This is a genomic window from Fibrobacter sp. (genome assembly GCA_017503015.1).
Lineage (GTDB): Bacteria > Fibrobacterota > Fibrobacteria > Fibrobacterales > Fibrobacteraceae > Fibrobacter.
The window spans coordinates 61,535-73,168 of record JAFVTX010000026.1; the positions used below are offsets into that span (position 1 = coordinate 61,535).

Genomic DNA, 11,634 nt, shown 5'->3' on the forward strand with positions numbered 1-11,634 from the left:
GCGGGTTTTTCCTTGAGTTCCTAGCCACTAACCACTAACCACTGACCACGGATTTCTATTTCCCTAAGGATTCCTTTGGAATGCTCGTAAAGGTGAGGGCGCCCTTGGCGTGGACGTTTCCGTTCACTTTCACGATGCAGTCAAAGCCCACCAGCACGCCGCCTTCCTTGGTCTTCTTGACGGAAATTTCGAGCTGGTCGCCGGGAATCACCGGCTTCACGAACTTGAATCCGTCAATCTTCAAAAGCACGTAGAGATTCTTTTCCAAATCTTCGGCAGGTTTTTCAATCACCAGCGAGCAGAGCTGGGCGCAGCTTTCCACAATGAGCACGCCCGGCATAATCGGGGTTCCCGGGAAATGTCCCGTAAAATACGGTTCGTTCACGCTTACGTTCTTGATACCCACGGCAGATTCGTTCGGCGTAAGTTCCGTGACACGCTCGATCATCTGGAACGGCGGGCGCTGTGCAATCTTTTCGCTGATTTCGTAAATGTTCATCATAGGGAAAGTCCTCCGTCCAGCACGAACACCTGGCCGGTCACGTAGGCGAACTGGTCAGAGGCCAGGGCCGACACGATGTTGGCCACTTCGTCGGCGGAACCGAAACGTTTTAAGGGAATCTTTTCGAGGTACCCCTTGCGGGTCTCTTCGGGAATGGCCTCTATCATCTCTGTCGCGATAAAGCCCGGAGCCACGGCATTCACGCGGATACCGAAACCGCCCAGCTCCTTCGCGAGGGTCTGGGTCAGGGAGTTCACGGCTCCCTTCGTGGCGCTGTAGACGGCCTGGCCTGCCAACGCGAATTTCGACGACACGGAACTCATGTTGATAATCACGCCGGATTTCTGCTTGTACATCTTCACGGCCACCTGCTGGGCACAGTAGAAGTAGCCCTTCACGTTCAGGTCGAAGCACTTGTCCAAGGTTTCCGGGTTCATCATCATCAGGTATTCGTCGCGCACGATGCCTGCGTTGTTCACCAGTACGTCAATGCGGCCGTAGGCCTTGAACACCTCGCGGACCATCACCTTCACCTGGGAGAGGTCGGCCACGTTCGCCTTGTAAACCATGCCGTCGCCACCTTCGGCCTTGATCTGATCAAGCGTGGCGTTCGCCGCCTCGTCAGAACTGGAGTAGTTCACTACGACGGTGTAGCCGTCGCGGGCAAGGCGCAAGGCGCAGGCCTTGCCGATACCCTTTGAAGCACCTGTTACCAAAGCAACTTTCATGTTTTCGCTCCTTCTACCTGAAACTATTTACCGAAAATGACTGCGCTGTAAGACCCGCCTGCCGCAAACGAAATCACCAAAATTTTCTTGAGGCCAGTCGCATCGACCTTCTTGGATGCCACGGAACCGTCTGCCGCCACAAAGTAGGCGTTGTCGCCTGCAAGTTCACCACTCAGCAGGAGGGCCGCTTCGGCGGCGGCCAGGGCCGCAGACCCCGCACGGCCTTCACCGGTGCGTTCCTTGACTTCAAAAAGCGGCATCGTGGAAAGTTTTTCGCCGAACACGCGCCTGAGGGAACCCCTTTCGATATCGTCAATCCGCTTGCACCCGTTGGCGAACCCGCAAACCGCATCGATGTCGCTTACGGTGATACCAGCATCGGCCAGGGCATCTGCAATGGCCTTGTCGAGGGCGTTTTCGGAACCGGCGAGTTTTCCAAATTTCACGTTCTTGCGGCCGTGCCCAAAGCCCAGCGCATAGCAGTAGACCTTCGCGCCCCGGGACTTGGCATAAGAATCTTCTTCGAGCATGATAGACACGGAACCATCGCCCACCACAAAGCCTTCGTTTTCGGCATAGGGTGCGACCACCTTATTTGCCGCCACGCCAAGTTTCTGGGCAAATTCCGTAATAATCGGCAGGTTTTCGTCTGTACCGGTGGCCATCATTGCCTTTTCCTGGCCGTCGTGAATCACGTTCATGGAGTAGCCGATACTGTCGAGTCCTGAAAGTGGGCCTGTGGTAATGGTGACGCCGTAGCCCTTGATGCCGGAACAAATGGAAAGGTAGCCGCCAGCCGCATTGTAAACGGTGTGGGGGAACTTGAAGGCCGAACCCTGGGAGTTGCCTTCCCGTGCAATCAGTTCCTCGAAATCGTAGGTGGCGCCGAGGCCGCCTTCGCTGGTGCCTACGATGATGCCGATATCCTTGGCGTTGTCGTCGGTTACCGTGAAGCTGGCGTCTTGGAGGGCCCGCATGCCGGATACCGTCTGGAGTTGACCTAGGTTGTCCAGTTTACGGTAGAAGGCCATCTTGACCCCGAGTTCCTTGTAGTCTTCGAGGGCGATTGTGGAATGTACCGATGGGGATTCGGGCTTCTTGTCTGCCTTTACTGCTTCCAGGTAGGCCGCCTTGCTGTTCCCTAGCGGGGACACGATTCCAAGACCGGTTACGGCAATCTTCTTGCCTGCCGCAGACTGGGCGGCAACTTCGCCGGGGATTTTCGAGAAAACAATGGCCGCATTCGTGCCGCCGAAGGCCACGTTGTTGCTCAGCACGCACTTGAGTTCCTTGTGGCGGGCTGTGTTCTGCACAAAGTCAAGTGCTCCCACCTTTTCCTTGAGGGCGGCGGACTGTTCTTCGGTGTAGGGGAAGGTTGGGAGGACCGTATCCGTGGTTAGTGCCTTGATGCTGAATACGGCTTCGATGGCGCCGGCCGCTCCCAGGCAGTGCCCTGTGAGAACCTTTGTGGAACTTACGGAGATATTGGAGTTGTTTTCGCCAAAGAAATTCTTGAAGGCGGTAATTTCGGCATTGTCGTTTTTGCCGGTACCCGTGCCGTGGGCGTTCACGTAGCCGATATCGGACTTGTCGATGCCGGAATTCTTGACGGCGCGGCTGATGGCTTCCATCAGGCACACGCCATCTTCTCTGGGGGCGGTAATGTGGTTCGCGTCGCTGGTAACGCCAGAACCCAGTATTTCGCAGTACTGCTTTGCGGAACGCTTCTGGGCATGTTCGTAGGATTCCACGATGACGATACCCGCACCTTCGCCTAGGGTAATGCCGTTACAGCGGTTGAAGGGGGAACAACCGTTTTCATCCAGGGCGTGGAGCGAAAGGAATCCAGAATAGGGAACCGCCGCAAAGGAATCGGCTCCGCCTGCGATAACCACGTCTGCCTTGCCGGCACGAATCAGGTCACAGGCGACGGCTATAGAAATTGTGCCTGCTGCACAGGCGTTTGCTACATTGGTGACGATTCCGCCTGCTTCGCAGGTTTCGGCTACCTGGGAGGCGATTGCCGCAATGGGCATCTTGGCAATCTCAGAAACATCGCGACCGTGTTGGTGGTATTGTTCAATAGAGAGAACGCCGCCTACGCAACTGCCGATAACCACGCTTACGCGCTGGTCGTCGTTAAAGTTTGCAAGGCTGGCATCGGCCAGTGCTTCTTTTGTGGCCTTGATACAAAGTTTGGAAACTCGGTCTTTTTCTTTTGGTGCGTCGATTTCGTCTAGGGTGTTGCACTTGACTTCGGCAGCCAAGTCCGCATAACATTTATTGGTATCCACCGAGGTGGTCTTGTGGATTCCCGAAACAGAATTCAGGGCGCTTTTCCAGGTTTCTTCAACATTGTTACCGACGGCGCAAATAACGCCAAGGCCAGTAACTACACAGCGGCGTTCGTCAGGAGTCATAAGATGTAGATTAGGTTATGCTTTGTGAGCTTCGATGTAGGCGGCAATCGTATTGATGGACTGGAAATGTTCCTTGCCGACGCCGGTCATGGACACATTGAAGTTGCTGTCCACGAAGGAGATGATTTCCAGGGAATCCACGGAATCCAGGCCGATTTCTTCGCCGAAAAGCTCGGTGTCGTACTGGAGAACGTCGCCATCTACGCCCAGATCCGACATGAAAAACGCCTTCAATTTGCTTTTGACTTCTTCTTGATCCATTTTTTACCTCGAAAATTTTAAAGTATAACAAGGTAAAAATAGAAAAATAACGGAATTTCTCGCTAAAAAGCGTGTTTTTTCCGATATACCGCCCGATATGCAGGACGAAAAGAGCGTAAAAGTGTTTAATCCGGAAACAATTTTCTGACTTGCTGGGGCAATTCTCGCGTGGGTTGCCCATTTTTTAAGAAACAGTGCACAGATGAGCCTGTGGTGCAGAGCGCTCCATCGACAAAAACCTTGTAGTCGAATACGAAGTGGAGAGCCCCCTTTCGGGTCAAGGTGGTCTCGATATCCACAAATTCCCCATAGTGGGTGGGGCGCTTGTATTGGACTTCCAGCTTGAGAACCGGACTTACGAAACCCTCTTTTTCGATTTCCAGGTAGCTTGCTCCCAGGGAGCGGAAGTAGTCGGTACGGGCCAGTTCGAACCAGACGGGGTAAACGGCATGGTGGACCACCCCCATCTGGTCGGTTTCGGCATAGCGGACTTCGATTCGGGTGGTGTGGGTGTGGTTACAAGGGGTCATAGGGAAGTTGTTGAGTTAGAGGTTGGTTAAAAAGCCTGTCGGACATAGAACGAAAGACCCAGGTGGTCGAAATCCACCCACGAAAAATCCGCGCGGGCGTATAGGTTCTCTTTGAGGTTCAGGCCGAGCAGAGCGCCTATCCCGACGGACTTGTGCCAATTGTTTCGCATTAGCTCGCTGAAATGGTCTCCGGACTTGCCTCCTTCGAAAAAGACATGGCTCCCGAGACGCCAGAACAAAAAGCGCCGGATTTCTGCCTGAAGGATGACCGCCTGGTTGTCGCCAAAATAGAGACTTTCCACTCCGCGGAATCGGCATATTCCGTCTGGGCCCGCTAGCATGTCGAAGGGAACGTCTCCGCCGGAGCGCATCCACAGGAAACCCAGGGCGAGCGTTGTCCTGAGGGGTGTTTCGGTATAGCCTCGCAAGTCCAGGGATTCCGTGTCGAAGGTGTAGTCTCCGAAATGGCTGTTGTAGAACATCTGCTGCCACTGTAAAAGGTAGCCGTGGCGGGTCCAGTTGGTGTTGTCCCGGGTGTCGAGCCCAAACAGGTAACCGATGCCGTTTCGCCAGCCCGAATGGGTATCCGGGGTCTTGATGGTCTCGCTTTCCTCAAAGTCTATGTCCGAATGCTCTACGTGGATTTCGACGCCGTACTTGAGGCTCTGGGGCAGTCCTATCCTGGATTCGACCCTTGTGCCCAGCTGTAATTTTTTTCGGTCGTAGTTGACGAATTTGTCTATGTCCGGATCGTTGCCTCTCCCGAAATAGCTGGCGACCCAGTCCTGGTACTTGAGCAGGCTCCAAAGGGTAACCTGGTCGTGGAAAAAATAGAAGTAGGGCTCCAGGGCCAGGTGAAGCTGGTCTCTGGTGGAACCGTAAGCGGTGAACCCGATTTCGGGCACCTTTTCTCCTTTCTGGTCGGGCTTCAGGAAGAATAGGGCCATGAAACCGTACTGGAATTCGGTTTCTTCTGTATACCCCAGGACCGGCACTACGGAATAACGCTGGAACACGTCTTCATGTTCCAGGTCCATGTTGATTTCCTTGCTGGAGGGAGGAGCGGAACTAGACTGTGCAAAAGCGAAAATCGCTATGCACAGGTAGAACAGAACGGCTCTCCGCACTATCATTTTTGGTTTGCTTTTTCCAGCTCGCGGGCGTTGATAATCAGCATCTGCAGGCGGTTTTCGATGTTTGCAAAACTGGTATCCGGGTCGTAGTCAAGACTAAGAATCTGCACGTGGGGGCAGCGTTCCTTGACGGCCTTGGTAAGGCCACGGCCGGAGATGTGGTTTGCAAGGCAGGCGAAGGGCTGCAAGATGATGTAGCTGTTCACGCCGTGCTGTGCGTTGTACAGGATTTCGCCCGGAATCATCCAGCCCTCGCCCGTGTTGTAGGTGGGGTCGATGATGTCGGAAACGTAGTCCTTGAGTTCCACGCAGTCGGCGTGGTGCTCGTACAGCTTGAACTTGTGCATGGACTTGCGGGCGGTTTCTACGGCGTGGGTATAGACCCTTGCCGTCACGCCGCCTTCCACGCGGTCCATGATGGGGTTCGCTGAGAACCCGCGCTTTATTTTTTCGGCGCGGACCACCTCGTCCACGCGGAAAAAGTCCGTCATGCCCGGCAGGTAGACTTCCATGCCGTTGTTCATCAGGTAGTTTTCCACAAAGCCGTTGGCGCTGGGGTGGTAATTCATGAGGATTTCGCCAAGTACCGCCACGCGGGGCTTGCGGATGCCCCTCTTGCGTTCTTCGGTGATTTCGATTCCGTTGAAGGCCTCGATGCACTGTTCAAAGACTTCGATGAGCTTGGAGGGTCGCACTAGCTGGGCTGTGGTCAGGTGGCCTGCGACGGCAATCACCTTGGGCATCCATTCGTCGTAGACCTTCTGGGTGTCGCCTGCGTTCACTTCGTAGGGGCGCACGGCACGGTACATGGTCTCGATGGCGTCCATGGTCACAAGGCCCCACAGCATGTGGAGTCTGAAGTCGAGGCCCAGCTGGAAGCCGGGGTGCATGCCCTTGTAGTCCACGCCGGTGGTAATGATGGTCACGTCCTTGAAACCTGCTTCGTCCAGGGCCTTACGGGCGAGTACGGCGTACTGCACGGCGCGGCAGTTTTCGCAGTTCTTGGCAAGGCACATGGAAACCTGGTTCTGCGGAACTTCGGGGTGTTCCACCAGCCAGCGGAGGGCTTCGCCGATGTTCACCTGGCAGGGGAAGCAGATGTCGTTGTGCACGAATTTCTTGCCGAGTTCGATGGCCTTGCGGTCGGCTACCGGCAGGTATTCGGCGATATAGCCTTCACGCTTCATGTACTCGCTGGCCAGCACGGTAAAGGCGGGGGAGAGGTTCGGTGTCAGAATGCGGCGACGCTTCTTGTCTTCGGGCAAGAAGGGCGTGTGGAACAGGGGTTCGTGGCTTTCGGGCTTGTCGGGCAGGTTTGCTGCACGGCGGGCCTTCACCGTCTCGATAAAGCTCTTGACGCGGATTCCCACGGGGCCGCGGGCATCGCCTTCGTCCAGCTTGAGCATGAGCATTTCCTTGTTGGAATCAAGGTGCAACATGCGCATCATTTCGTCGGTCAAGATGGAGTCGTGTCCGCAACCGAAACTTACAATCTGGGCAAGTTCGATGTTCGGGTCCTTTGCCGCAATCATGGTGGCACCAATCATGCGCAAGTGGAAGGTGTTCTTGATTTCGATACGGGTGTGGCTCGGCACATCCTGGTCGTACACGCCGGGGAGCGATTCGGTGGTGAGCACCGGGATACCCATGGCGGTAAAGTGGCTTGCGATGTTGTGGTTGATGAGCGTGTCCGCATGGTAGGGGCGGCCTGCAATCACCACGGCAAAGGAATTTTTCGCACGGACGTCGTCCAGCACCTTCTGGCCTTCTTCCAAAAGCGTGGTGCGGTAACTGTTGAGCGCCTTCTCGCCTTCGGTCACGGCCTTGTCCAGAAGTTTCTTATCCAGTTTCCAGTGTTCGTGGAACCAGTCGATGGTCTGGCTTCTGCGGAGTTTGGCGTTGAACCAGTGGAATATGGGCTGGTCCATGGGAACGCCGTAGTTCTTTTCGGGCTCGTCGGTGTTCTTGCACACGTTCGGGTAGGCCTGCACCACCGGGCAAACAGATGTTGCCGTGAACTTGGTGTGGTCGCTGGGGATTGCAACCATCATCGGGAAGAAGATTCGGTCCACCTTCTTTTCAATGAGGCTGAGCACATGGCCGTGCACCAGCTTTGCCGGGAAGCACACCGTGTCAGAGGGCACGCTGTGGAGGCCCGCTTCGAACATCTTGTAGTCGCTCTGGCGGCTCACCACCACGGTGTAGCCGAGGCTCGTAAAGAAGGCCTTCCAGAAGGGGAGGCTCGCCCAGAATTCCAACACGCGGGGAATACCGATGGTCTTGCCGTTGTTTTCCACGAGCTTTGCCGGAGCGTAGTCTTTGACCAGGAGCTGGTTCGTGCGCTTGATCATGTCGGGCACGGACTGCATCTTCTTGTTGATTTCGGCGATGAGGGCCTTGGTCTTCGGGTCGTTGGGGTCGGCGGTGACTTCGCCCCTTTCGCAGCGGTTCCCGGTCACGAAACTCTGGCCGTCGCTAAAGGTTACGATAGTGCGGGAGCAGTGGTTGGTACAGTACTGGCAGAGCTGACCCGGCTGGTTGTGCCAGCTGAAGGTCTTCATGGCGTCAAGCCCGATAAAGCGGCTCTTGAGTTCGGGTTCGGTCTTCCGTTTCTCTTCCATGAACTTCTTGGTAAGGAGAGCGATACCGATGGCACCCATTTCGCCCGGACGTTCCGGACGGATGGGCTTGAGGCCGGTGTACTGCTCGAAGGCACGGAGAACGGCGTTGTTCTTGAAGGTTCCGCCCTGGACCACCACCTTCTTGCCCAGGGTGTTCAGGTTGCGGATACGGATGACCTTCGTAAACACGTTGTTGATGATAGAGCGGCAGATGCCCGCGATAATGTCTTCGGGCTGCTTGCCGTCGCGCTGCTCGGTGATGATGGAACTGTTCATGAACACCGTGCAACGGGAACCCAGCTGGGACGGACTCTTGGCGTTGAAGGCGAGTTCTGCAATCTTTTCCATGGGGATGCCGAGGCTGCGGGCATACGTTTCGATGAAGGAACCACATCCCGAAGAGCAGGCTTCGTTCAAGATGATACCCGTGACCACGCCGTCCTGGACGGAGATGGCCTTCATGTCCTGGCCACCGATGTCGAGGATAAAGCTTACGTCGGGGCAAATCTTCTGGGCGGCGTTGGCGTGGGCCACCGTCTCCACCGTGTGGAAGTCGGCATGGACGGCCTTTGCAAAGAGCTGTTCGCCGTAGCCGGTAGTTCCCACACCCAAAATGTTCAGGGTGCAGCCGTATTCCTCGTAGCGGTCGGAAAGTTCGTTTAGGGCGTTCTTGAGCACCTGCAGCGGTTCGCCATTGTTGCTGGCGTAAAAACCGTCCACGATGTTTTCTTGTTCGTCCATCAAGACGAACTTCGTGGTGGTGGAGCCTGCGTCGATACCCAGGTAAACGTTCAGGGTAGAGCCCGAGGCCGGCTGGGGGTAGTTGTTGCCCGCCATCTTGTGCTCTTCCAGGAACAGCTTGTATTCGGCGTCGTTCTTGAAGAACAGGTCGGCGGCGGCCTTGGCCTTGTTTTCGGCCTGGCGGGTTTCGTTGAAGTGGATAAGGGAGTCCAGGGAGCCTTCCCGGCGGTACTGGCATTCCTGATCGGCGAACATGGACCCGAGCGAAAGGGCGGCACCCATGGCCACCAGCACTTCGGAGTGTTCCGGCACGATGGCCTGCTCGTCGCTAATGCCAAGGCGTTCCTTGAAGGCGCGAACAAGTGTCGGGTTAAAGGTGAGCGGGCCACCTTCGAATATGACGGGGGGCTTGATTTCCATACCCTGGGCAAGACCGCCGATGGTTTGCTTTGCGATGGCGTGGAAACTGGAAAGGGCGATGTCTTCCTTGGCAACGCCGCTGTTCAGCATGGGCTGGATGTCGGTTTTCGCGAACACGCCGCAACGGCCGGAAATTTCGTAAACCTTCTGGCCACGCTTGGCAAAGCCTTCGAAGGCCTCGGTCTTGATGCGCAAAAGTTCGGCCACCTGGTCGATAAATGCGCCCGTACCGCCGGCGCACACGCCGTTCATGCGCATGTCAGAGGCAATGAGCTTGCCGGTAGTCTTGTCCTTTTCGAAGAACACCACCTTTGCATCCTGGCCGCCCAGTTCGATGGCGACCCTAGATTCCGGGTAAGTTGCACGCACCGCAAGGGCGTTGGCCACCACTTCTTGCACAAAGAAGGCATGGGTGGCTTCGGCAAAAGGCTGACCGCCGCTACCGCAGAAGGCAACCCTGAAATTCTTTTCGGGGAACATCCCGTGGGCTTCCCGCAGCACCTCGTAAACCTTTTGCGCCTGCATGGCGTTGTGGCGCTGGTACGTGTAATGCAAAAGCTTGCTGGTCTCTGGATCGACAACCGCGATTTTCACGGTGGTGGAACCCACGTCCACGCCGACCCACAAATCGTTCTTCAAATTGCTCATAGTGGGCTCAAAGATAGAAAAATGGGGCAAAAACCACGAACTTTAGGTCAAGAAAAACGACGGGACAGCCTAAAAACTGGACTAGCGGTTGCTAAAAAGGTGGGGGAGGCCTCCCCCTGCTTGCAGCCTTGCCCTGTTGTCACCCTGGAGCGGAGCGATAGGGCCCAGGGCAAGTCTTCCAGCACCCCCTCTGCGGGGACACCCCGCAACGCTCCGGGCTTGTTCCGGGGCAACGCCCTGTTTCTGTGTCATCCTGAGCCCAGGTCACTGAGCGCAGCCGAAGTGGGGCGAAGGATCTAGACCCGCTTTTTCAACAAATCTCTCCCTCGATGTGTGCCTTCCCTCATTCACAGATTCACTTTGTTCGACTGTTCACTCGGGAAGCACACATCTCGGTCAAAAAAAACAAAAACGGCTCTGGTTCAAATGTGTCTTGTGGTAAAGATCATTTCTTGTCGGTATGACCCGTTTCTGCGGGTGGAAAATCTTGTGACTGTTAGTCACTTCGATTTTCCTCCGAGAGGCTTTTACAATGTTTCTCCTTCACCCTTTTGTGCTTTCGCGGACCTTCTCAATGACCTCCTCGGGTGTTATAAAGTTCAAGACGCTGTATGCCGTCATTTCGTTTCCCATGTCCTTGAAACTTGCACCAAAGTGATACACGGTGTCATCGATGAGCAAGAACCGGTCGTGGACCGTGCGCATGGTCTTCAGTTCCAGTCCGGGATACTGCCTTTTATGTAAGTCTGCAGCGGCCCTGAATTCGGGCGTGATTCTCGGGGAGTAGATTGTCGCCAAGACACCCCTCGCCCGCACGGCAGCGAATTTCAGGACATCGACCGTGGCAAACGGGTCGATGAATATGACGGAACGCTTCGCCGACTTCACAAGGTCCGTAATTAGTGCGAATCCGTCGAATCGCGTCCCGCTTGCAAGAATGCCCCCTGTGGGAGTTTGTGAAGCTTTCACAAAGAAGTCGATATGCTGCTCGACTGCGGAGAGTCGCGTATCAACATTTGTGAGTTTAGCGCCTTGGCCCTCAATGAGTTGCCGCTGTTCGTGCAAGCGGTCTGCAATTTGCAAATCAGTCGCAATTTTACGTTGGTTTACGGCGTAGCCCTTGAGTATGTAGTCTTTCAGGACTTGATTCGCCCAGCGGCGGAATTTGACTCCATTTGCCGATTTGACACGATAGCCGACGGATAAAATCAAATCTAAGTCGTAATGTTCAACCTGATATGTTTTCCCGTCGTCGGCAGTTGTCGCAAATTTTGCGACAACTGAGTCTTGGCACTCTTCTTTCAACGCATTGGCAATATGTTTGCCGATTGTTTTGATATCACGGTTGAACAAAACTGCTAGCTGCTGGCGATTGAGCCACACGGTCTCGTTTTCTACACGTACCTCTAGCCGTACTTCGCCTTCCGGCTGGTAAAGTACGATTTCGCCCTTGTTCTCTCCCATAGTTATCCTATGGAACGCATGCCCCTTGCGGGCCCCTGTCGGGGGATATGGAAAAGGTCGGGAATCCCGACAAAAAAGCCGAGTAACGGCCAATGGCTTGAATATAGCAAATACGTCTTGACAAAAGTGACATGACGGATTACTTAGGGGGCGTTGCGGGGGACTC

General features: G+C 55.2%; 8 protein-coding genes. All 8 read right to left on the bottom strand.

The features are described 5' to 3' along the window. Positions 1-55: 55 nt before the first annotated feature. The gene (gene fabZ, locus IKB43_05060; GenBank protein MBR2469509.1) at positions 56-502 is read right to left on the bottom strand and encodes a 3-hydroxyacyl-ACP dehydratase FabZ; all 447 of its coding nucleotides are present in this window, start codon (positions 500-502) and stop codon (positions 56-58) included. Beyond that, entirely contained in the window at positions 499-1,230 is a 732-nt protein-coding gene (locus tag IKB43_05065; protein ID MBR2469510.1) for a glucose 1-dehydrogenase, read from the bottom strand. Before IKB43_05065 ends, fabZ begins: the two co-directional genes overlap by 4 nt. Before the next feature lie 23 nt (positions 1,231-1,253). Then, positions 1,254-3,650, bottom strand: coding sequence for a beta-ketoacyl-[acyl-carrier-protein] synthase family protein (locus IKB43_05070; GenBank protein ID MBR2469511.1), 2,397 nt, complete (start codon positions 3,648-3,650; stop codon positions 1,254-1,256). Positions 3,651-3,665: 15 nt separating this feature from the next. Beyond that, positions 3,666-3,911, bottom strand: a complete 246-nt coding sequence (locus IKB43_05075) for an acyl carrier protein (GenBank protein ID MBR2469512.1) — start codon at positions 3,909-3,911, stop codon at positions 3,666-3,668. A 125-nt stretch (positions 3,912-4,036) separates the two neighbouring features. Beyond that, positions 4,037-4,441: an acyl-CoA thioesterase gene (locus IKB43_05080; protein ID MBR2469513.1), complete on the bottom strand. Its 405-nt coding sequence runs from the start codon at positions 4,439-4,441 to the stop codon at positions 4,037-4,039. A 26-nt stretch (positions 4,442-4,467) separates the two neighbouring features. Next, a complete protein-coding gene (locus IKB43_05085; GenBank protein MBR2469514.1) occupies positions 4,468-5,574 on the bottom strand; it encodes a BamA/TamA family outer membrane protein in 1,107 nt (368 codons plus the stop codon). Then, positions 5,571-10,004: a CoA activase gene (locus IKB43_05090; protein ID MBR2469515.1), complete on the bottom strand. Its 4,434-nt coding sequence runs from the start codon at positions 10,002-10,004 to the stop codon at positions 5,571-5,573. The genes IKB43_05085 and IKB43_05090 overlap by 4 nt, the downstream gene beginning before the upstream one ends. Before the next feature lie 543 nt (positions 10,005-10,547). Next, positions 10,548-11,468 (bottom strand): virulence RhuM family protein, encoded by a 921-nt coding sequence (locus tag IKB43_05095; protein ID MBR2469516.1) that lies wholly within the window; start codon positions 11,466-11,468, stop codon positions 10,548-10,550. Positions 11,469-11,634: the final 166 nt, after the last annotated feature.

Bases quoted from the DNA above. Each gene is read 5' to 3' on its own strand.
- fabZ (MBR2469509.1), bottom strand. From the start codon at position 502: ATGATGAACATTTACGAAATCAGCGAAAAGATTGCACAGCGCCCGCCG.
- IKB43_05065 (MBR2469510.1), bottom strand. From the start codon at position 1,230: ATGAAAGTTGCTTTGGTAACAGGTGCTTCAAAGGGTATCGGCAAGGCC.
- IKB43_05070 (MBR2469511.1), bottom strand. From the start codon at position 3,650: ATGACTCCTGACGAACGCCGCTGTGTAGTTACTGGCCTTGGCGTTATT.
- IKB43_05075 (MBR2469512.1), bottom strand. From the start codon at position 3,911: ATGGATCAAGAAGAAGTCAAAAGCAAATTGAAGGCGTTTTTCATGTCG.
- IKB43_05080 (MBR2469513.1), bottom strand. From the start codon at position 4,441: ATGACCCCTTGTAACCACACCCACACCACCCGAATCGAAGTCCGCTAT.
- IKB43_05085 (MBR2469514.1), bottom strand. From the start codon at position 5,574: ATGATAGTGCGGAGAGCCGTTCTGTTCTACCTGTGCATAGCGATTTTC.
- IKB43_05090 (MBR2469515.1), bottom strand. From the start codon at position 10,004: ATGAGCAATTTGAAGAACGATTTGTGGGTCGGCGTGGACGTGGGTTCC.
- IKB43_05095 (MBR2469516.1), bottom strand. From the start codon at position 11,468: ATGGGAGAGAACAAGGGCGAAATCGTACTTTACCAGCCGGAAGGCGAA.